Origin of the sequence: Streptococcus sp. 449_SSPC (assembly GCF_001073005.1) — a bacterium.
Classification (GTDB): Bacteria; Bacillota; Bacilli; order Lactobacillales; family Streptococcaceae; genus Streptococcus; species Streptococcus salivarius_F.
This window is the reverse complement of sequence record NZ_JVGR01000002.1, coordinates 78,558-98,722: the sequence shown is the minus strand read 5'-3', so window position 1 is coordinate 98,722 and position 20,165 is coordinate 78,558. Positions and strand designations below refer to the sequence as shown.

The window sequence follows — 20,165 nt, the reverse complement described above, 5'->3', positions numbered from 1 at the left end:
TAAAAAAGGAGTAATTATGACTTATCAGGAAGCGTTGGATTGGATTCATGGACAATTAAAATTTGGCATCAAGCCTGGCTTGGAGCGTATGGCTTGGATGCTTAAAGAGTTGGGAAATCCACAAGATAATCTCAAGGCTGTGCATATCGTGGGAACAAACGGCAAAGGGTCTACAGTCAATGCCCTCCAAACCATTTTCACCCAAGCAGGTTATGAAGTTGGAACCTTTACTTCACCCTATATTATTGACTTCAAGGAACGAATCTCTCTTAATGGTCAGATGATTTCAGAAGAGGACTTACTTGACCTGGTTAATCGTGTGAAGCCTGTGGTTGAACGTCTACCAAAAGAGACAGAGCATGAAAATGCGACAGAGTTTGAAATTATCACAGTCTTGATGTTCCTCTATTTTGGTCAGGTCCATCCTGTTGATATCGCATTCATTGAAGCGGGAATGGGTGGTCTTCATGATTCGACTAATCTCTTTAAGCCCTTGGCGGTCCTATGTCCTTCGATTGGTTTGGACCACCAGGCTATTTTGGGAAATACCCATGCTGAAATTGCAGCAGAAAAAGCTGGTGTTTTGAAGAATGGGGCTCCCTTTATTTATGCGACTGACCGTACTGATGTTCGAGATATTTTCGAGAAGAAGGCGCGTGAAGAAGGTTCTAAGACCTATGAGCTGGGGAGAGATTTCACAGCTGAAGGGTCAAGTCATTCCTTTGATTTTACCTATGGAGAGCAAAGGTTAGATGATATAGCCTTGGCTATGGCCGGTCAACACCAAGTAGCAAATGCTAGCTTGGCTATCATGGCTTCTTTATTGCTTCAAAAAGATTATCCTAAAGTAACGCCTGAACTCATAAAGGATGCACTGGCTCATGCCAATTGGCGAGGTCGAACAGAATTTTTAAGACCTAATCTCATGATTGATGGTGCTCATAATAATGAGAGTGTTAAAGTTTTGATTGACTTGTTGCAATCAGAATATGCAGATAAGGAGATTGAACTTCTCTTTGCGGCGATTGACACCAAGCCTATTGATGGCATGCTTGCCCAACTAAAATCGGTTGGTGACTTGACTGTAACGAGTTTTGACTATCCAAATAGTGTTAAATTAGATAAATACCCAGAGGCTTATAATCAGGTACCAGACTTCAAAACATGGATTAAAGGACATGTGACGACTGACAATAAGAAACTTTATGTGATTACGGGATCTCTATACTTCATTTCTCAGGTCAGAAAATGGGTTTTAGAGCAGGCAAGTGATGGTTAAGACTTGAAAGATGACATTTAGGGGCGTATAATAGCCCTCGTATGTTTTAAAAGTAAGGAGATCACAATGTTTCAACGTCTGAAAAACATTTTAATCGGTGAACCTTTAACTCATGATGATAGTGGTGATGAACACTTATTGTCCAAGATTCAGGCCTTGGCCATGTTGTCGAGTGATGCGCTATCATCTATCGCCTATGGTCCAGAGCAAGTCGTTTTGGTTCTGACAGCTGTATCTAGTGCGGCTATTTGGTGGTCAATCCCTATTGGACTTTTGGTTCTCGTTCTTTTGGCCAGTCTTACCATCTCTTATAGACAGGTTATCAAAGCCTATCCTCAAGGTGGTGGCGCCTATATGGTAACGACGGAAAATCTGTCTCCTAAGTTTGGCTTGATAGCTGGTGGTAGTCTTTTGGTCGATTACATGTTGACGGTTGCTGTTTCAGTGGCCTCAGGTGCAGATGCCATTACTTCAGCCCTTCCCTTCCTGCATCCTTTCAATCTTGAAATATCAATGATTTTGGTGCTTGTTTTGATGGTTATGAACCTTAGGGGAATGCGTGAATCTGCAAAATCTTTGATGATACCAGTTTATCTCTTCATTGTTTCGACGCTCTTCCTATTGGGATTTGGTTTCTTTCAAATTCTAACGGGTCATATGCCTAACGCAGCCACAGCACATTTAGGACAACCAATTACAGGTGTGTCTTTGATTCTTATTTTAAGGGCCTTTACTTCAGGTTCTGCCTCATTGACAGGGGTAGAAGCTATCTCTAACGCGGTGCCTTTCTTTAAGAAACCTAAGGCCAAAAATGCAGCTTCAACCCTCTTTATTATGTCTAGCATTTTGGGGGCTATGTTTGCGGGAATCACCTTCCTCAACTGGTGGACAGGTATTACACCTCATGCAGGAGTAACCATCTTGTCACAAATGGCTAGAGAAATTCTCGGTCAGTCATGGATTGGTAGTATTCTATTTTACGTTTTCCAATTCTCTACTGCCATGATTCTTGCAGTAGCGGCTAACACAGGTTTTTCAGCCTTTCCGATGTTGTCCTTTAATATGGCGAAAAATAAATACATGCCTCACATGTACCTTGAAAAAGGGGCACGTATGGGATACTCTAATGGGATCTTGACACTTGCAATTGGCGCCATTACCCTTTTGTTTATTTTCCGAGGAAATACGGAACGTTTGATTCCGCTTTATACCATCGGTGTATTCATTCCATTTGCTCTTTCTCAAACGGGGATGGTTATCCATTGGATTCGTGAATATGGTAAGGGATTCTGGAAACATTCTTTAGCTAATATCTTGGGGGCTCTCATTTGTTATGCTATTGTTCTCATTCTCTTCCTTTTCCGTTTAGGAGATATCTGGCCATTCTTCCCAATTATTGCAATCTTGATGTGGATGTTCCTTAAGATTAAAAAACACTATAATGGTGTTGCTCAACAGTTGCGTATTGATGGAGCGGTAGAAGAACACCATTATCAAGGAAATATTGTTCTTATCCTCGTTGGGAATGTTACCAAGGCTAATATCGGAGCTATTTCCTATGCGCGTTCTATTGGTGACAAGGTTATCGCCATGCATGTATCTACTAAGGATACTGAGAACAAGGACAAGGAAACTGAACAAGAGTTTAAAAAATATTTCCCTGAAATTGAGATGGTTCATATCCAATCACCGTACAGCTCAATCACTCAGTCAACCATTCAGTATGTGGACGAGGTCGCCACTCAAGCTGAGAAGGATAATGCGACTCTGACAGTCATGATTCCTCAGTTTGTGCCTAAAAAATCATGGCAAACCATGCTTCACAACCAAATGAGTTTACGATTGAAATATTATCTCAAATGGCGTGAGAATATTGTGGTTTCATCCTATTCTTACCACTTGAAAGACTAAAAAATATAAGCGAAGATAACCTCTATATGAAAGGTGGTCTTCGCTTTTTTTGAGATTTAGGTAGCTAGGAAATCTTATTTTTTGCAAGAAAAATCCAGCAAAATAAGGTATAATAGATAGTATTATAACGTTGAAAGAGGAAATTATGGCAAATCAAGAAAAAGTAGAACAAGCAGTCTATCAACTATTGGAAGCTCTAGGTGAAAATCCTGAGCGTGAGGGACTTTTGGACACACCAAAACGTGTGGCTAAGATGTATGCTGAAATGTTTTCAGGTCTAAATGAAGACCCTAAGGATCAATTTACAGCTGTCTTTTCAGAAGTCCATGACGAAGTTGTCCTTGTCAAGGATATTCCTTTTTACTCTATGTGTGAGCACCATTTGGTTCCATTTTATGGTAAGGCCCATGTGGCTTATTTGCCAAGTGGAGACAAGGTGACAGGACTTTCCAAATTAGCGCGTGCCGTTGAAGTAGCTGCTCGTCGTCCGCAGTTGCAAGAACGCCTTACAGATCAAGTTGCTACAGCACTTGAAGAAGCTCTGAATCCTCGAGGAGTTTTTGTCATGGTTGAAGCAGAGCACATGTGCATGACCATGCGAGGAATTAAGAAACCAGGAAGTAAGACAATCACAACTGTCGCTAAGGGCCTTTATAAAGAAGACCGTGAAGAACGCAAGGAAATTCTTTCATTGATGCGTGATTTTTAGGAGTTAAGATGTTTATTGGCAAACATGAGATTGCAGGTAAGGCCTGTATTATGGGAATCTTGAATGTCACCCCTGATTCTTTCTCAGATGGTGGCGATTTTGACACTGTAGAGGATGCGTTGGCTCAGGTTGAGCGTATGATTGCCCAGGGAGCAGCCGTTATCGATGTAGGTGGCGAATCTACAGGACCAGGAGCAGAATTTGTGACCGAGGAAGAAGAGATTGCTCGTATCGTGCCAGTTATTCAGGCTATCAAGGCAAAATATGATGTGCTCATCAGTATTGATACCTATAAGACAGCTACTGCCAGAGCTGCTCTTGAAGCAGGGGCAGATATTCTAAATGACGTCTGGGCTGGACTCTATGATGGTCAGATGCTAGCTTTAGCAGCTGAAAAGAATGTGCCGATTATTCTCATGCATAATCAAAAAGAAGAAGTATACAATGATGTCACAGAAGATGTCTGTACATTCCTCAGTCAACGAGCCCAGGCCGCCTTGGAAGCAGGAGTGGCCAAGGACAATATCTGGATTGATCCAGGTTTTGGCTTTGCGAAAAATGTCCAACACAATATTGACCTGCTAAAAGGTTTGGGTAAGGTCGTTGCCTTGGGCTATCCTGTTCTTTTTGGGATTTCTCGTAAGCGTGTTGTGAACTACCTACTAGGTGGAAATACCCAAGCTAAGGACCGTGATCAGGGAACGGCTGCTCTATCTGGCTATGCTGTTAGCAAGGGCTGTCAGATTGTCCGTGTGCATAATGTTGATGCCAATCGTGATATTGTTAAGACCATTTTAGGGATTTTATGATACTAAAAAAAGCTCGATTGAGCTTTTTTTCTTAGTCTTGAATTGTCCAAACGCTGACAGATTTTTCAGAAACTGGGAAGTCTCCCCATCCGTCTTCGTCAATGGTTACAGTATCAGAGCAGTTTCCAAGAATGTCATAGAAGGTTTGTCCAGCCCAATCACTACCAATTTCCATAGACTTGCTGTTAGCAGCATCATTAGAGATTGTTACAGCTAATGGAGCGCCATCTTCGTTGCCAGAGCGTGTCCATCCAATACAGTTTGGATCATCAAAGTAGTCTGTTTGCTCTCCGTAAGCAAGGTCTTTACGAGCGTAGAGCAAAGTATCTAGGATTTCTTGGAAATTTTCTTGGGCAAATTCACCTTCGATGCCATAGTAGTCACCATAAAATAGGCAAGGAAGACCGTCTTCACGGAGAAGAATGAGAGCATAAGCAGCTGGTTTAAACCATTCTTCAACAGTAGATTCTAGAGCTTGTCCGCGTTGAGTGTCGTGGTTGTCTACGAAGGTCACGGCATGTTCAGGATGATTTTTGACCAAAGAATGATCGAAAATTGTTGTTAAATCATAATCAGCTCCAGCTGTGCTAGCGTTGTGTAGATTGTTGTGAAGGGAAACATCAACGAGGTCAAAACGTTTTTCAATCTTTTCAAGATAGGTATTGTTATCCTCTTCGTTACCATTCCAAAATTCACCAAAGACATAGAAGTCTTGACCTTGTTTTTCTTTGACATCACGGATAAAGTTACGCATGAAGAATGAATCGATGTGCTTGATTGCATCCATGCGGAATCCTTGAACACCTGTTGTTTCAACGAACCAATCCGCCCATTCGTAAATGTTTTCAATAACTTCAGGGTGTTTATAGTCTAGGTTAGCATACATAAGATAGTCAAAGTTACCATTCTCATTGTCAACCAAGTCGTTGTCTGCCCAACCTTTGTTGTCACCTTGGATAAGATAGATACCACTTTTATTACGTTTAGCATCGAAGTCAGTTCCGTTAAAGTGGTACCAGTGCCATTCAAAATCGTTGTAGGCCTTATTGCGTCCGTCAAAGGTGAAGTGTGTCCAGCCTTCGATTTCAAATGGTTCGCTGATTTCTTGGGTACGGTCCTCTGGGTCAACTTCGACCACTTCGAAGGTCTCGAGTTTATCGGCTGCGGCCTTGTGGTTAAGCACAACGTCGGCCATAGGTACGATACCAACTTCTTTGAGTTGGTTGATAGCATTGAGATACTCTTCTTTAAGGCCGTATTTGGTGCGGACAGTTCCTTTTTGGTCAAATTCTCCAAGGTCAAAGAGGTCATAGACTCCGTAACCAACGTCATCTTTGTTGGTAGCTTTAAAAGCAGGTGGCATCCAAACGTGGCTGATGCCTAGGTCTGCTAAATGTTGGGCATCTTCAGCCAAATTGTTCCAGTGTTGTCCGTCACTTGGGAGATACCATTCAAAGTATTGCATTGCGGTTTGATTAGTCATAGTTTTTTTCCTTATTAGTTGAGATAGTCTTGCTTGTAATCAGGAGTCTTTTTAACTCCTGTGCCTATATTTTACCAAATCAGAAGAATTATGCAACCGATTGCATAAGCGTAAACACAATAACTTCAGATCTGTCTAAAATATCATACTAATTAGAGACCAACTTTTCAACTGTTTTGTGCTAGAATAAAGAGGAGTATAGTCGTCTTAAGGAGAAACTATGGATAAAATTATTTTAAATGGTTGCCGTTTTTATGGCTATCATGGGGCTTTTGCTGAGGAACAAACCCTGGGACAAATTTTTGTGGTAGATTTGGAATTGACTGTTGATTTAACTAAGGCCTCACAGAGTGACAATCTAGATGATACGGTTCACTATGGATTGGTTTTTGAAGCCGTGCAAAAACAAGTGGAAGATAAAAAGTATATTTTGATTGAGCGTTTAGCTGGTGCGATTTGTGAGGATCTATTTGCACAGTTTCCCCCAATTCAATCTATTAAAGTTCGAATTACCAAGGAAAATCCACCAATTAATGGGCATTATAAGAGTGTTGGTATCGAATTGGAGCGTAGCCGATGACAAGAGTTTATTTGAGTTTGGGATCTAATATGGGAGACCGTCAGGGCTATCTTCAAAAAGCTGTGAAGGCCTTGAATGATTTACCTGAGACGGAGGTTAAAGCAGTATCCTCTTATTACGAAACAGCTGCTTGGGGACTGACAAATCAGGCTGATTTTTTGAACCTTGCTTTGTCAATTGAGACTCAGTTGCCAGCTGAAACCTTACTAAGATCATGTCAGCAAATTGAAAAAGACCTTGATCGCGTTCGTCATGAGCATTGGGGACCTCGAACAGTAGATATAGATATTCTTCTATATGGGCAGGAAATCTGGGAGACTGAGCATCTTAAAGTGCCCCACCCATATATGAGTCAGAGAGCTTTTGTTTTGGTGCCCTTAGTAGAGATAGCAGATGATTTGGTTGACCCTAAAACTGGGCAAGCCTACAAAAATTATTTGAGTCAATTAAACACTAGTGGTGTCCGTAAATTGGAGCTTATGGACTAGCTTTGCGTGAAATTCCTTGTCGTCAAGATGGGGAATTTTTGCTATAATTAAACTTGGCTTTTTGCTGTATTTTTCCTCTAATTTTTAGGGAAAAATACTCACTCATTTATAGGTAGTGATAGTAATATGGGGAAGTCTATCACGATACCTATAAAGAAATCAATGTATAGAAAAAGTATGGGAAATAACATGTTAGATGAACTTAAAGAAGATTTAGTGGGGATTGATATTCGTTTCGACGAACCCTTAAAACGTTATACATATACCAAGGTTGGTGGTCCAGCTGATTATTTGGCCTTTCCACGTAACCGCTATGAACTCTCTCGTATTGTCAAATTTGCTAATAAGCATGACATTCCTTGGATGGTGCTTGGTAATGCCAGTAACTTGATTGTTCGTGACGGTGGTATCAGAGGTTTTGTGATTATGTTTGACAGGCTCAATGGTATCGCAGTTAATGGTTATCAAATTGAAGCTGAAGCGGGAGCTAACTTGATTGCGACAACCAAGGTAGCCCGTTTCCAAAGTTTGACAGGTTTTGAATTTGCAGCGGGGATTCCAGGTAGTGTTGGTGGTGCCGTCTTTATGAATGCTGGTGCCTATGGTGGCGAGATTGCCCATATCTTGGTTTCTGCTCAGGTTCTTACAAAAGACGGTGATATTCGTACGATTGACGCAAGAGATATGCGCTTTGGTTATCGTCGTTCAGTGCTCCAAGAAACAGGAGAAGTGGTTATTTCAGCTAAATTTAACCTCAAACCAGGAGACTACGAGCAAATCAAGAATGAGATGAACCGTCTTAATCACTTGCGAGAGCTTAAACAACCTCTTGAATACCCTTCATGTGGTTCGGTCTTTAAACGCCCACCAGGTCACTTTGCAGGTCAGCTGATTATGGAAGCTAACCTCAAGGGACATCGTATCGGCGGCGTTGAGGTGTCAACTAAGCATGCTGGTTTCATGGTCAATGTTGATCGCGGGACAGCTAAAGATTACGAAGACCTTATTGCAGATGTTATCGCCAAGGTTAAGGAAAATTCAGGTGTTACACTAGAGCCTGAAGTACGTATCATTGGTGACAAATTAAACTAATAAAACCCTATCCCTATATTTGCTATCCATGGAGGATTTATGACAATTGACTAATCCGATTATTGCCTTTCGAAACGTCTCAAAAGTGTTTGAAGACAGTGGCACACAAGTTTTAAAAGACATTAACTTTGAACTAGAAGAAGGTAAGTTCTATACCCTACTTGGGGCTTCTGGTTCTGGTAAATCAACAATTTTGAACATCATTGCAGGTCTCTTAGATGCGACCAGTGGTGACGTCCTTTTGGATGGAAAGCGTATCAATGATATTCCTATCAATAAAAGGGATGTCCACACCGTTTTCCAATCTTATGCCCTCTTTCCACATATGAATGTCTTTGACAATGTGGCTTTTGCCCTTAAATTGAAAAAGGTGCCTAAAAAGGAAATCGAAGAGCGTGTAGAAGAAGCCTTAAAGATGGTTCAACTCAATGGTTATCAAAAACGCTCAATTCAAAAATTATCAGGTGGTCAACGTCAACGTGTGGCCATTGCCCGTGCGATTATTAACCAACCACGTGTGGTCCTTTTGGATGAGCCCTTGTCAGCACTGGATTTGAAACTACGTACTGAAATGCAATACGAGTTGCGCGAATTGCAGCAACGTCTAGGGATTACTTTTGTCTTTGTTACCCATGACCAAGAAGAGGCCTTGGCCATGTCGGATTGGATTTTTGTTATGAATGATGGTGAAATTGTTCAATCAGGAACTCCGGTTGATATCTATGACGAACCTATTAACCACTTCGTTGCAACCTTTATTGGAGAATCTAACATCCTTCCAGGTGTTATGATTGAGGACTATTTGGTTGAGTTCAATGGGAAACGTTTTGAATCTGTTGATGGAGGAATGCGTCCTAATGAACCTGTCGAAGTGGTTATTCGTCCTGAAGATTTGCAGATTACACTTCCTGAGGAAGGTAAATTGCAAGTTCGCGTGGAAACTCAGCTCTTCCGTGGGGTCCACTATGAAATCATTGCCTATGACAATCTTGGCAATGAATGGATGATTCATTCAACCCGTAAGGCGATTGAGGGTGAGATTATCGGTCTTGATTTTACGCCTGAGGATATTCATATCATGCGTCTTAATGAGACAGAAGAAGAGTTCGATGCACGTATTGAAGAATATGTGGAAGTGGAAGAACATGAAGATGGCTTGATTAATGCCATTGAGGAGGAGCGCTATGAAGAAAACAGCTAGCCTCTTCTCGGTACCTTACCTCCTTTGGCTCCTACTCTTCGTGGTTGCTCCAGTGCTCATGCTACTCTATCAGTCTTTCTTTGATATCAGTGGCAACTTTACATTGGATAATTATGGCACCTTCTTTTCCAGTTGGACTTACTTAAGGATGAGTTTTAACTCGGTTCTTTATGCAGCCATCATTACTCTAGTAACTCTCCTTATCTCTTATCCGACGGCATATCTCTTAACCAGACTGAAGCATAAGCAACTTTGGTTAATGTTGGTCATTTTGCCAACCTGGGTCAATCTCCTTCTGAAAGCCTATGCTTTTATGGGGATTTTTGGCCAACAAGGTGGTATCAATGCCTTTCTTGGTTTCTTTGGGATTGCACCCATGCAAATCCTCTTTACGGACTTCTCCTTTATTTTCGTAGCTAGCTACATTGAAATTCCTTTTATGATTCTACCGATTTTCAATGCACTGGATGATTTGGATGAAAATATTGTGAATGCAAGTAAAGATTTGGGAGCCAATGATTGGCAGACCTTTACCAAGGTTATTTTTCCCTTATCGCTTAATGGGGTACGCTCTGGTGTCCAGTCGGTCTTCATTCCTAGTCTCAGCCTCTTTATGCTGACACGCTTGATTGGTGGTAACCGAGTTATCACCCTAGGGACAGCTATCGAACAGCACTTCCTCACGACACAAAACTGGGGAATGGGGGCAACCATTGGTGTTGTTCTTATTGCTGCTATGATTGCGACAATGTGGTTAACAAAGGAGAGACGTCAATGAAAAAATTTGCAAATCTCTATTTAGCTCTTGTCTTTGTTATCCTTTACCTGCCAATCTTTTATTTAATCGCCTATTCTTTCAACAGTGGTGGCGATATGAATAGTTTCACAGGTTTTACTCTGGATAACTACCAGAGCATGTTTTCAGATAGCCGTCTTATGTTAATTCTGGCTCAAACCTTCTTTTTAGCTTTCCTTAGCGCTCTTCTAGCAACGATTATTGGTACCTTTGGGTCTATCTTTATCTATGAGAGTAAACAAAAGCAACAGACTGGGATTTTATCCCTAAATAACGTGCTCATGGTTGCACCGGACGTCATGATTGGTGCTAGTTTCTTGATTCTCTTCACCTTGATTGGTTTCCAATTAGGCTTTGTATCTGTCTTATTGAGTCACATTGCTTTTTCAATCCCAATTGTGGTTCTCATGGTGTTGCCACGTCTCAAGGAAATGAATCGAGATATGGTAAATGCGGCTTATGACCTAGGTGCAACTCAATGGCAGATGTTACGTGAGGTTATGTTGCCATACTTGACACCTGGTATTATTGCTGGTTATTTCATGGCCTTTACCTATTCATTGGATGACTTTGCAGTAACCTTCTTTGTAACGGGGAATGGTTTTTCAACACTTGCTGTGGAAATTTACTCACGTGCACGTAAGGGGATTTCTCTGGAAATCAATGCCTTGTCAACCGTTGTTTTCCTATTCTCTATTCTTTTAGTTATAGGTTATTATGCGATTACCAAGGAGAAGGAGGAGCAGGATGCGTAGACTCTATCAATTTCTGGCAGGTATCTTAGCCATTATCTTCTTCCTTTGGGGCATCTCTGCCTACATGCAGAGTCGTACAGGAAATGTGTCGGACAAATTAGTTATCTATAACTGGGGTGATTATATTGACCCAGACCTCCTGACCAAGTTTACAAAAGAAACGGGCATCAAGGTTCAGTACGAAACCTTTGATTCCAATGAAGCCATGTATACCAAGATTAAGCAGGGCGGAACAACCTACGATATCGCTGTGCCGTCAGACTATACTATTGATAAAATGGTTAAGGAAGACCTTTTGGTGAAGTTGGATAAATCTAAAATCAAAGGTTTTGACCAGATTGGCTCAAGCTTTAAAGGACTTAGTTTTGACCCTCACAATGACTATTCCATCCCTTATTTCTGGGGAACTGTCGGCATTGTTTATAATACAAAATTGGTGAAAAAAGCACCACAGCACTGGGATGATCTTTGGTCACCAGATTACAAAAATCAGATTATGCTTGTGGATGGCGCGCGTGAAGTCCTTGGTTTCTCACTCAATAGCCTGGGATATAGCTTGAATACGAAGAACATGACTGAATTACGTTTGGCTGAAACTAAACTTAATAGTCTAACACCAAATATCAAGGCTATTGTTGGTGACGAGATGAAGGGCTACATGGTTCAAGGTGATGCGGCCATTGGAGTAACCTTCTCAGGGGAAGCCAGTGAGATGCTTGATAAAAATGAGGACCTACGTTATGTTGTCCCATCTGAAGGCTCAAATCTTTGGTTTGATAATCTGGTGATTCCTAAGACTGTAAAGCATGAAAAAGAGGCCTATGCCTTTATCAATTTCATGCTTAAACCAGAAAATGCAGCCCAAAATGCTGAATATATCGGTTATGCCACACCTAACCAAGCAGCTAAAGCCTTGCTTCCAAAGAGTATCACTGATGATAAAGCCTTTTATCCCTCAGAATCAACCATTAAAAACCTTGAAGTCTATAACAACTTAGGTCAAAAATGGCTCGGAATCTATAACGATATTTACCTTCAAGTTAAAATGTATCGTAAGTAAGTCTTTTGAGATTTGAGTTTTGGATGCCATCTAGAATGATTCTTCAAACGATTTTATTTTCGAAAATACTAAGAGGCTGAAACGATTTCGTTTCAGCCTTTTTCTTATATCGAAAAGTCTCGCCTGTTGCGTACAACTCTCTCGATTAACAGGAGTTTCCAAGTTTTCAAGAGTGCTGACATATAAGCGATAAAGAAAGTGTCTCTTTTACACTATTTCGAACGAGCTATGCTATTTTTCTTGAAAAATTGTATCACTGTGCTATAATAAAGCAAAGAAAATTTTAATGTTTATTTTGGAGGACTTAACATGCAAGCAGCACTTCTCTTTTTACTGTTTTCATTCCTGATTATTTTGGGAATTCTCATCAGTATGCTTTACGTTGTACGTCAACAGTCAGTGGCTATCGTTGAACGTTTTGGGCGTTATCAAAAAATTGCAACGAGTGGGATTCATATGCGTTTACCATTTGGTATCGATAAAATTGCCGCTCGTATTCAATTACGTTTGCTTCAAAGTGAGATTGTGGTTGAGACTAAGACAAAGGACAATGTCTTTGTCATGATGAATGTGGCTACTCAATATCGTGTTAATGAGCAAAATGTTACAGATGCTTACTATAAACTCATGCGTCCAGAAGCTCAAATTAAATCATACATTGAGGATGCTCTCCGTTCATCAGTTCCTAAATTGACGCTCGATGAACTCTTTGAGAAGAAAGATGAAATTGCCCTTGAGGTTCAACACCAAGTGGCTGAAGAAATGACAACTTATGGTTATATCATTGTTAAGACCTTGATTACCAAAGTTGAACCAGATGCTGAAGTTAAACAGTCTATGAACGAAATCAATGCTGCTCAACGTAAGCGTGTCGCAGCTCAAGAATTGGCAGAAGCTGATAAGATTAAGATTGTCACAGCAGCTGAAGCTGAAGCTGAAAAAGATCGTCTTCACGGGGTTGGTATTGCCCAACAACGTAAGGCTATCGTTGATGGATTGGCTGAATCAATCGCAGAACTTAAAGAGGCCAATGTGGGTATGTCTGAAGAGCAGATTATGTCTATTCTTTTGACTAACCAATACTTAGATACGCTTAATACTTTTGCGGCTAAAGGCAATCAAACCTTATTCCTACCAAATAATCCAAACGGTGTGGATGATATTCGTACCCAAATTTTGTCAGCCTTAAAGACAGATAATAAAAATTAAGCACAAAAAGAAGCCAGATCTATACGATCTGACTTTTTTTGTTTTATTTTTCTAGGAATTGCGTCAAACGGATAACTTCAATCTTATAGCCATCTGGATCAGTGATAAAGTAGTACATTTTTGGTTTACCAGGAAGACCTGAGAGGTCTGTAACAGTGTAGCCAGCCTCTTTGTGAGCTTGGTGTGTAGCTTCTAGGTCATCAACACCAACGGCGATATGACCATATCCATCCCCGAGATCATAAGCTTCATGGTCGTAGTTATAGGTTAATTCCAACTCATAATCAGGATCATCTTCGAGTTGTAAATAGACAAGGGTGAACTTATATTCTGGAAAATCATTGCGACGAGCTTCTTTGAAACCAAGAGCTTCTTTATAAAATTTAAGTGAGGCTTCTAGGTCCTTGACACGGACACAAGTGTGTAGAAATTTAGTCATGTGAGATACTCCTTTTATCTAATTCTGTAAGTTTATGATAGCATTTTGGAACCGTTTTTTCTAGTTTTTGCTCTTTTGTGTTATAATGACGAAAAACAATCTGTGGAGGATGCTTATGACGATTTTAGCGATTGATTTTGGGGGAACACAGGTGAAGTCAGCACTTGTTTCGGAGCAGTTCGCCATTAAAAAGAGTCTGCCGACGCAGTCATCCCCACAAAACTTAGAACAAGCTATTGACGTGATTGATCAGATAGTTACTTCAGTTGAAGTAGACTTATCAGGTATAGCAATTAGTGTTCCAGGGACGGTTGATACTGAGGAAGGTGTGATTTATCATGGTGGCTTATTGAGGTTCTTCCACGGCTTTCGTATTAAAGAGGTCCTCGAAGCCAAGTACCATCTGCCTGTGATGGCTCTTAATGATGGTAAAGCAGCGGCCTTGGCAGAGCTAGCGACGGGTCATTTGCAAGGAGTGACCAATGGTGCAGCCCTTGTTTTGGGTTCAGGTCTAGGTGGTGGATTTATTATTAATGGTAAACTTTTTCAAGGAAGCCACTTTCAAGCGGGGGAGTTGACCTTTCTTTTACCAGTTCAAATGGAAAAAGTTGATCCTTCATTGATGCGAGGCATGACTTTGTCGGCTGTCGGTTTAATTACCAAGGTAAATGAAGTGCTAGGTAATTCAGATATAAAGGATGGTTTAGCCGCATTTAAGGCCATAAATGAAGGAGATAAAACAGTCAATTCGCTTTTTGAAAGCTATTGCCGTAATCTAGCCATTACCATTTTGAATCTTCAAACTATCTTTGATATGGAAACCTTTGTTATTGGAGGTGGCATTTCAGCCCAGCCGATTCTTATCGAGGAGGTCAACCGCCAGTTTGATAAGGTTCACCATGAGATTGACTTTATCGGTAAAATTATTAAACGTCCCGAGATTGTGGCTTGTCATCATCACAATGGAGCTAATCTAATTGGGGCAGCCTATTTTCTTAAGCAGAAATAAACGGATACTAAAATCAATTACTGCTAAAAATATACATAAAATACCTAACTTTTTTGAGGCGAGCGGTTAATCCCGTTCGTTTTTTACTGTTAACACTTTACAATATTCAGAAAATTCGCTATAATAGGACCATTAAAATTTTGGAGGTGTCTTTATGACAATTTATAATTTCTCAGCAGGACCTGCTACATTACCAAAACCAGTGCTTGAAAAAGCCCAAGCTGAATTGCTTAACTATCAAGATTCCGGTATGTCCGTGCTAGAAATGTCCCACCGTTCTCCAGAATTTGACAAAATCGTTAAAGATGCGGAAGCGACACTTCGTGAACTCATGGCTATTCCAGATAACTATAAGGTTATTTTCTTGCAAGGTGGCGCTTCAACACAATTTACAATGGTCCCACTTAACCTCGCTCAAGGTAAGAAAGCTTACTACCTTGTAGGTGGTTCATGGGGTAAAAAAGCTTATACAGAAGCTGTTAAACTTTCAAAAACTATTCCTTTTGAACCAATTCTTTTGGCCTCTTCAGAAGAAACTGTTTACGATCACATCCCAAGCTTTGACCCAGCGACAATTGATTCAGAAGCTGCTTATGTTCACTTGACAACGAACAATACCATTGAAGGAACATCTATCTACGATTTGCCTGATACTAATGGTGTGCCAATTGTAGCTGATATGTCTTCAAATATTTTGGCTGCTCGTTACAATGTTGAGGACTTTGCCCTTATCTATGCTGGTGCTCAGAAAAATATTGGACCTGCTGGTGTTACAGTGGTTATCGTTCGTGAAGACTTCCTTAACGACCAACCACAATTGTCTGCCATGTTGGATTACCGTATTCAAGCTGAAGCAGGATCACTTTACAATACACCACCATGTTTCAACATCTATATTTCAAAACTCGTCTTTGACTGGGTTAAAAATGAAATTGGTGGCGTGGACAAGATGGCTGAAATTCAACGTGAGAAATCAGGTCTTCTCTACGATTACATTGAGTCCTCTGATTTCTATACAAATCCTGTCAAAGATGCCAAGGATCGTTCTGTCTGCAATATTCCATTTGTAACACCAAGTAAAGAGTTGGATGCTAAATTTGTAGCAGAAGCAGATGCTCTTGGTTTCAAGAATATCAAAGGACACCGTTCAGTAGGTGGTATGCGTGCTAGTGTTTATAACGCTTTCCCACGTCAGGGTGTACTTGACTTGATTGACTTTATGAAGAAATTTGAAGCCGAAAATAAATAATTAGGTAAAGAGATGGAAATTAGACAAGCCTTCCCAAATGAAATTGGGGCTATCATGACTGTGATTGAGAGTGCTAGAACTGCTTTAGCAGAAGCGGGGAGTACCCAATGGCAAGGAGCTGATGGTTACCCTACAGAAGAAACTATCTTTGACGATGTCCTTAATGGGCAGGCCTATGTAGGGATTGTTGATGGTCAAATCGTTTCTTATGCTGCGGTGATTGTTGATGGAGACCCTGCCTACGACAAAATCTATGACGGGGACTGGAAACACCACAATAAGCGCTACATTACTTTTCATAGAATTGCCGTTTTAAGTGAATTTACGGGTCAAGGCATTGCTCAAACCTTTATTCAAGGTCTTATTGAGGGAACTGATGCTCATGATTTTCGTTGCGATACGCATGAAAAGAATACTGTCATGCAGCATATTTTGGAGAAGCTTGGCTATGTCTATTGTGGCAAGGTTCCTATTGATGGTGAACGTCTTGCTTATCAGAAAATCAAAACTAAGCGGGAGAAAGCCTTTTATCAAGAACTTGATGAAGCAGCTCACCACGGGATACATTGATTTAAGAGGAATAAAATTATGGTATTTAGTGTAAAAACGTATAACAATATTAACCAAATTGGTTTGAAGGAACTTGGAAATCATTTCCAAATTGATGGTGATTTAGCGGAAAATCCGGATGCCTATATCATTCGTAGTCAAAATCTCCATAACACTGTCTTCCCTGACAACTTGAAAGCTATTGCGCGTGCTGGTGCAGGTACTAACAATATCCCAGTTGACGAAGCAACTGAAAAAGGGATTGTTGTCTTCAATACTCCAGGTGCCAATGCTAACGCTGTTAAAGAAGCTGTTTTGGCCTCTATCTTACTCTCAGCACGTGACTATATTGCGGCCAATGCTTGGGTTAACACACTTAGTGGTGACGATGTTCCTAAACAAATTGAAGCAGGTAAGAAACAGTTTGCAGGTAGCGAGATTACTGGTAAGACATTGGGTGTTATCGGGCTTGGTGCGATTGGTGCACGTATTGCCAATTATGCTTACCGTTTGGGAATGAAGGTCTATGGTTACGACCCATATGTTTCTATTGAAGCTGCCTGGAATATCTCTCACCATGTAAAACGTGTTTCTGATCTTAAAGAGATTTTTGAAAACTGTGACTATATCACTGTTCACGTTCCATTGACACCAGATACAAAAGGTACTTTCAATGCGGATGCCTTTAACCTCATGCAAAAAGGGACAACTATCATTAACTTTGCTCGTGCAGAGTTGGTAGATAACGATGCCCTCTTTGATGCTTTGGAAACAGGTGTGGTTAAACGCTATATCACAGACTTTGGTACAGAAGATCTCCTTAACAAACCTAATGTGACTGTCTTCCCACACGTTGGTGGATCAACAGGTGAAGCAGAACTTAACTGTGCGATTATGGCAGGTCAAACCATTCGTCGTTTCATGGAAACAGGTGAAATTGTTAACTCTGTCAACTTCCCACGTGTTCAACAGGCCTTGAGTGCCCCATACCGTATCACTTTGATTAATAAAAACGTGCCAAATATTGTGGCTCGTATCTCTACAGCGGTTTCTGATTTTAATATCAATATTGATAATATCATCAACCGTTCTAAGGGAGACTATGCCTATACACTTCTTGACCTTGATGAATCAGACAAGTCTAAGATTGATGAATTGGTTGCTAAGTTTGAGGCTAGCGACAATATCGTTCGTGTGCGTTTGATTAAAGGTAAATAATAAGAGTTAATTGACAGGAACAAGAGATTCCTGTCTTTTTGTTATAATAAATATATGTTTTATCGTCAGTATTATTTATCTCCTATTGGACGCTTGTGTTTGGTGGCAAGTGACCAAGCGCTTTATGGCATTTGGTTGGAGGGACAAAAGCATTTTCAGGCAGGTATTAAGGAAGAGGAATTAGTAGACACCTCAAATCCTATCTTGAAAATGACGAGGGATTGGTTAGAGGCTTATTTTAAAGGTAATAATCCAAGTCCAGATACCCTCCCTCTAGCAGATAGAGGGACCTCCTTCCAGTTAAAGGTTTGGTCAGCTTTACAGGACATTCCTGCGGGGCAGAGTAGAACCTATAGTCAGATTGGAAAAGTGATTTCATGTCAATCGGCACAGGCCGTAGGAACTGCTGTTGGTAAGAATCCATGGTTGGTTCTCGTCCCTTGTCATCGGGTACTTCCTAGTAGTGGTCATATAGGAAAATATGCAGCAGGAGAAGAAGCCAAGCGTTTTTTACTTCATTTAGAAGGCATTAGGTTTGACAAGTCTTAGACAGATATTTTATGCTAGAAAAAAGGAGAAAAAAATGTACACTTTTTATGAATATCCCAAATGTAGCACTTGTCGTAAGGCAAAGGCGGAACTCAATCAATTAGGTTTAGATGTTAAATCTATTAATATTAAGGAAAAACCACCTTCGGCTCAGTTTTTAAAAGAGCTTTTGGCAGGGTCAGATTTAGAACTTAAGAAATTCTTTAATACGAGTGGACAATCCTACCGATCTCTAGGATTAAAGGATAAGCTACCAACGCTATCTCTTGATGAAGCTGTTGAACTCTTAGCTTCAGATGGTATGTTGATTAAACGCCCTATCTTGATTAAAGATGGTAAGGTTTTACAGATTGGTTACCGTACGCCTTACCAAGACTTAAATTTATAAAAAATAAGCAAAAAATCTTGCCACAGTAAATAGAAATATGGTAAGATTAAAACAGTTGCCGCTATAGTTAAATGGTATAATAGAGCAATGGTAATGCTCCGTTCCGAGTTCAATTCTCGGTGGTGGCATCTGTGATAGAGTCCAGCCTTTGGGTTGGATTTTTTTATGTTCAAAGGGGCTGATTTATGGGTCTCAATATTTCAAAAGAATTTACTGAAAACTCTTGAAATTCAAAAAAAAAGGAGTAGACTAATAGGTGATTAAACCTAGGAGGCAAGTCGTGAAATACTACGTTCAATTCATGTTGATTTGTTTGTTTGCCGTTATTGGTGAAGCTCTGTCAACATTCTTCAAATTACCTATTCCTGGAAGCATTATTGGCTTATTTTTGCTTCTGATTGCTCTTCAGCTTAAGTGGATTCGTCTACGTCATATACATGCTGTGGCAGAATTTTTAATTGCCAATATGACTATTCTATTTTTGCCAGCAGGTGTCGGTATTATGGAACGTTGGAATGCCATTTCAGCGAATATTGTCCCTATTATTTTGATTATTATGGGAGCCTTGGTTCTTAATATTGTAGTGATTGCAGTAGTCGTCGGTTTCATCAAAAAACATTTTGAAGGTGATTACGAGGAGGTTAAACGTGGCTAATTTTTTTAACACACCCTTGTTTGGGCTAACACTTTCTGTACTAGCTTACACATTAGGGCTATTGATTTATCGCCGTTTCCCTAATCCTTTGACGACGCCTCTTCTTGTATCGACTGCCCTGATTATCGTCATTTTGCACTATACAGGAATTTCCTACAAGGATTACTATGTCGGTGGCTCTTATCTTAACAGTTTGATTATTCCTTCAACAGTCGCGCTAGCAGTTCCTTTTTATAAAAATCTACACCTCATGCGCCATCACTATAAGAGTATTCTAATTGGATCAACGGTTGCTTGTGTTCTAAATACGACTTACACGGCCTTGATTGCTAAGCTTTTTGGAATGGATTATTTTTTGGCTATTTCGCTCTTTCCTAAGTCTGTAACGACTGCCATGGCTGTGGGAATTTCGGAAAAAATGCAGGGGATTACGACGGTAACCTTGGTTGTAGTTGTTATTACGGGTATCTTAACCTCTGTCTTAGGTCCTGTCTTTCTAAAAATGATTGGGATTAAAGACCCAGTCGCTATCGGACTTTCACTAGGAGGAACCGGACACGCTGTAGGTACAGGAACTGCCTTCAGATATGGTCAGGTTGCAGGTGCCATGGGTGGTCTCTCAATCGCTGTAACAGGGATTCTATATGTCTTTATTAGTCCTATTGTAGCGAGTTTGATTCTGAAATAAAAAATTAAGGTTTGGATAGGTTTTCCAAGCCTTTTTAGCTGTGAAAAGC

At 40.4% G+C, this 20,165-nt stretch carries 22 protein-coding genes and 1 tRNA gene; 21 read left to right on the top strand and 2 right to left on the bottom strand.

Annotated features, from left to right (window positions below; genetic code table 11):
* The first annotated feature begins 16 nt into the window (after positions 1–16).
* The 4 genes from ADH51_RS00505 (at position 17) to folP (ending at position 4,708) form a co-directional block, all read left to right on the top strand.
* Entirely contained in the window at positions 17–1,279 is a 1,263-nt protein-coding gene (locus ADH51_RS00505) for a bifunctional folylpolyglutamate synthase/dihydrofolate synthase (protein WP_048673797.1), read from the top strand.
* Positions 1,280–1,345: 66 nt separating this feature from the next.
* On the top strand, positions 1,346–3,190 hold the full coding sequence (locus tag ADH51_RS00500) for an APC family permease (RefSeq protein ID WP_048673795.1): 1,845 nt from the start codon (positions 1,346–1,348) through the stop codon (positions 3,188–3,190).
* A 145-nt stretch (positions 3,191–3,335) separates the two neighbouring features.
* Complete coding sequence (gene folE, locus ADH51_RS00495) at positions 3,336–3,899, top strand: GTP cyclohydrolase I FolE (protein WP_002884345.1); 564 nt, start codon at positions 3,336–3,338, stop codon at positions 3,897–3,899.
* An 8-nt stretch (positions 3,900–3,907) separates the two neighbouring features.
* Positions 3,908–4,708: a dihydropteroate synthase gene (gene folP / locus ADH51_RS00490; RefSeq protein ID WP_048673794.1), complete on the top strand. Its 801-nt coding sequence runs from the start codon at positions 3,908–3,910 to the stop codon at positions 4,706–4,708.
* Positions 4,709–4,739: 31 nt separating this feature from the next.
* Here folP and ADH51_RS00485 read toward each other — a convergent pair whose 3' ends face one another.
* On the bottom strand, positions 4,740–6,191 hold the full coding sequence (locus tag ADH51_RS00485; RefSeq protein WP_048673793.1) for an alpha-amylase: 1,452 nt from the start codon (positions 6,189–6,191) through the stop codon (positions 4,740–4,742).
* Positions 6,192–6,411: 220 nt separating this feature from the next.
* Here ADH51_RS00485 and folB point away from each other — a divergent pair, with 220 nt between their 5' ends.
* The 8 genes from folB to ADH51_RS00445 all read left to right on the top strand — a co-directional run bounded on the left by folB (position 6,412) and on the right by ADH51_RS00445 (position 13,372).
* Positions 6,412–6,771: a dihydroneopterin aldolase gene (folB, locus tag ADH51_RS00480; RefSeq protein WP_048673791.1), complete on the top strand. Its 360-nt coding sequence runs from the start codon at positions 6,412–6,414 to the stop codon at positions 6,769–6,771.
* Complete coding sequence (gene folK / locus ADH51_RS00475) at positions 6,768–7,259, top strand: 2-amino-4-hydroxy-6-hydroxymethyldihydropteridine diphosphokinase (protein ID WP_048673789.1); 492 nt, start codon at positions 6,768–6,770, stop codon at positions 7,257–7,259. The genes folB and folK overlap by 4 nt, the downstream gene beginning before the upstream one ends.
* A 189-nt stretch (positions 7,260–7,448) precedes the next feature.
* Positions 7,449–8,351: a UDP-N-acetylmuramate dehydrogenase gene (gene murB, locus ADH51_RS00470; RefSeq protein WP_048673787.1), complete on the top strand. Its 903-nt coding sequence runs from the start codon at positions 7,449–7,451 to the stop codon at positions 8,349–8,351.
* A 46-nt stretch (positions 8,352–8,397) separates the two neighbouring features.
* The gene (locus ADH51_RS00465; protein WP_002884517.1) at positions 8,398–9,552 is read left to right on the top strand and encodes an ABC transporter ATP-binding protein; all 1,155 of its coding nucleotides are present in this window, start codon (positions 8,398–8,400) and stop codon (positions 9,550–9,552) included.
* Positions 9,536–10,330: an ABC transporter permease gene (locus ADH51_RS00460; protein WP_048673786.1), complete on the top strand. Its 795-nt coding sequence runs from the start codon at positions 9,536–9,538 to the stop codon at positions 10,328–10,330. Before ADH51_RS00465 ends, ADH51_RS00460 begins: the two co-directional genes overlap by 17 nt.
* A complete protein-coding gene (locus ADH51_RS00455; RefSeq protein ID WP_002884421.1) occupies positions 10,327–11,103 on the top strand; it encodes an ABC transporter permease in 777 nt (258 codons plus the stop codon). Before ADH51_RS00460 ends, ADH51_RS00455 begins: the two co-directional genes overlap by 4 nt.
* Positions 11,096–12,163 (top strand): ABC transporter substrate-binding protein, encoded by a 1,068-nt coding sequence (locus tag ADH51_RS00450; protein ID WP_002884479.1) that lies wholly within the window; start codon positions 11,096–11,098, stop codon positions 12,161–12,163. Before ADH51_RS00455 ends, ADH51_RS00450 begins: the two co-directional genes overlap by 8 nt.
* 309 nt (positions 12,164–12,472) lie before the next feature.
* The gene (locus ADH51_RS00445; RefSeq protein ID WP_004183097.1) at positions 12,473–13,372 is read left to right on the top strand and encodes an SPFH domain-containing protein; all 900 of its coding nucleotides are present in this window, start codon (positions 12,473–12,475) and stop codon (positions 13,370–13,372) included.
* A gap of 43 nt (positions 13,373–13,415) precedes the next feature.
* Here the strand turns inward: ADH51_RS00445 and ADH51_RS00440 are convergent, their stop codons facing one another.
* Positions 13,416–13,811, bottom strand: a complete 396-nt coding sequence (locus tag ADH51_RS00440; protein ID WP_002884456.1) for a VOC family protein — start codon at positions 13,809–13,811, stop codon at positions 13,416–13,418.
* Between the two features lie 115 nt (positions 13,812–13,926).
* On the opposite strand from ADH51_RS00440, the gene ADH51_RS00435 reads away from it, so the two are divergent.
* The 9 genes from ADH51_RS00435 (at position 13,927) to ADH51_RS00395 (ending at position 20,116) form a co-directional block, all read left to right on the top strand.
* Entirely contained in the window at positions 13,927–14,820 is an 894-nt protein-coding gene (locus ADH51_RS00435) for an ROK family protein (RefSeq protein ID WP_048673783.1), read from the top strand.
* A gap of 154 nt (positions 14,821–14,974) precedes the next feature.
* The gene (gene serC / locus ADH51_RS00430; protein ID WP_048673781.1) at positions 14,975–16,069 is read left to right on the top strand and encodes a 3-phosphoserine/phosphohydroxythreonine transaminase; all 1,095 of its coding nucleotides are present in this window, start codon (positions 14,975–14,977) and stop codon (positions 16,067–16,069) included.
* Positions 16,070–16,081: 12 nt separating this feature from the next.
* Positions 16,082–16,639: a GNAT family N-acetyltransferase gene (locus ADH51_RS00425; protein ID WP_002884484.1), complete on the top strand. Its 558-nt coding sequence runs from the start codon at positions 16,082–16,084 to the stop codon at positions 16,637–16,639.
* Between the two features lie 18 nt (positions 16,640–16,657).
* A complete protein-coding gene (locus ADH51_RS00420; RefSeq protein ID WP_048673779.1) occupies positions 16,658–17,836 on the top strand; it encodes a 3-phosphoglycerate dehydrogenase family protein in 1,179 nt (392 codons plus the stop codon).
* A 54-nt stretch (positions 17,837–17,890) separates the two neighbouring features.
* Positions 17,891–18,385 carry a methylated-DNA--[protein]-cysteine S-methyltransferase gene (locus ADH51_RS00415; protein WP_048673777.1) on the top strand — a complete coding sequence of 165 codons (495 nt, stop codon included), beginning with the start codon at positions 17,891–17,893 and terminating at the stop codon, positions 18,383–18,385.
* A gap of 34 nt (positions 18,386–18,419) precedes the next feature.
* Positions 18,420–18,773: an arsenate reductase family protein gene (locus ADH51_RS00410; RefSeq protein WP_048673775.1), complete on the top strand. Its 354-nt coding sequence runs from the start codon at positions 18,420–18,422 to the stop codon at positions 18,771–18,773.
* Between the two features lie 57 nt (positions 18,774–18,830).
* Positions 18,831–18,901 (top strand) — tRNA-Thr (locus tag ADH51_RS00405).
* Positions 18,902–19,053: 152 nt separating this feature from the next.
* On the top strand, positions 19,054–19,428 hold the full coding sequence (locus tag ADH51_RS00400) for a CidA/LrgA family protein (RefSeq protein ID WP_037598332.1): 375 nt from the start codon (positions 19,054–19,056) through the stop codon (positions 19,426–19,428).
* Positions 19,421–20,116: an LrgB family protein gene (locus tag ADH51_RS00395; RefSeq protein WP_037598330.1), complete on the top strand. Its 696-nt coding sequence runs from the start codon at positions 19,421–19,423 to the stop codon at positions 20,114–20,116. The genes ADH51_RS00400 and ADH51_RS00395 overlap by 8 nt, the downstream gene beginning before the upstream one ends.
* The last annotated feature ends 49 nt before the right edge of the window (positions 20,117–20,165 follow it).

What these genes read in the sequence shown, in the direction of transcription:
- ADH51_RS00505 (WP_048673797.1), top strand. Translation starts at nt 17, where the DNA reads ATGACTTATCAGGAAGCGTTGGATTGGATTCATGGACAATTAAAATTT.
- ADH51_RS00500 (WP_048673795.1), top strand. Translation starts at nt 1,346, where the DNA reads ATGTTTCAACGTCTGAAAAACATTTTAATCGGTGAACCTTTAACTCAT.
- folE (WP_002884345.1), top strand. Translation starts at nt 3,336, where the DNA reads ATGGCAAATCAAGAAAAAGTAGAACAAGCAGTCTATCAACTATTGGAA.
- folP (WP_048673794.1), top strand. Translation starts at nt 3,908, where the DNA reads ATGTTTATTGGCAAACATGAGATTGCAGGTAAGGCCTGTATTATGGGA.
- ADH51_RS00485 (WP_048673793.1), bottom strand. Translation starts at nt 6,191, where the DNA reads ATGACTAATCAAACCGCAATGCAATACTTTGAATGGTATCTCCCAAGT.
- folB (WP_048673791.1), top strand. Translation starts at nt 6,412, where the DNA reads ATGGATAAAATTATTTTAAATGGTTGCCGTTTTTATGGCTATCATGGG.
- folK (WP_048673789.1), top strand. Translation starts at nt 6,768, where the DNA reads ATGACAAGAGTTTATTTGAGTTTGGGATCTAATATGGGAGACCGTCAG.
- murB (WP_048673787.1), top strand. Translation starts at nt 7,449, where the DNA reads ATGTTAGATGAACTTAAAGAAGATTTAGTGGGGATTGATATTCGTTTC.
- ADH51_RS00460 (WP_048673786.1), top strand. Translation starts at nt 9,536, where the DNA reads ATGAAGAAAACAGCTAGCCTCTTCTCGGTACCTTACCTCCTTTGGCTC.
- ADH51_RS00455 (WP_002884421.1), top strand. Translation starts at nt 10,327, where the DNA reads ATGAAAAAATTTGCAAATCTCTATTTAGCTCTTGTCTTTGTTATCCTT.
- ADH51_RS00450 (WP_002884479.1), top strand. Translation starts at nt 11,096, where the DNA reads ATGCGTAGACTCTATCAATTTCTGGCAGGTATCTTAGCCATTATCTTC.
- ADH51_RS00445 (WP_004183097.1), top strand. Translation starts at nt 12,473, where the DNA reads ATGCAAGCAGCACTTCTCTTTTTACTGTTTTCATTCCTGATTATTTTG.
- ADH51_RS00440 (WP_002884456.1), bottom strand. Translation starts at nt 13,811, where the DNA reads ATGACTAAATTTCTACACACTTGTGTCCGTGTCAAGGACCTAGAAGCC.
- ADH51_RS00435 (WP_048673783.1), top strand. Translation starts at nt 13,927, where the DNA reads ATGACGATTTTAGCGATTGATTTTGGGGGAACACAGGTGAAGTCAGCA.
- serC (WP_048673781.1), top strand. Translation starts at nt 14,975, where the DNA reads ATGACAATTTATAATTTCTCAGCAGGACCTGCTACATTACCAAAACCA.
- ADH51_RS00425 (WP_002884484.1), top strand. Translation starts at nt 16,082, where the DNA reads ATGGAAATTAGACAAGCCTTCCCAAATGAAATTGGGGCTATCATGACT.
- ADH51_RS00420 (WP_048673779.1), top strand. Translation starts at nt 16,658, where the DNA reads ATGGTATTTAGTGTAAAAACGTATAACAATATTAACCAAATTGGTTTG.
- ADH51_RS00415 (WP_048673777.1), top strand. Translation starts at nt 17,891, where the DNA reads ATGTTTTATCGTCAGTATTATTTATCTCCTATTGGACGCTTGTGTTTG.
- ADH51_RS00410 (WP_048673775.1), top strand. Translation starts at nt 18,420, where the DNA reads ATGTACACTTTTTATGAATATCCCAAATGTAGCACTTGTCGTAAGGCA.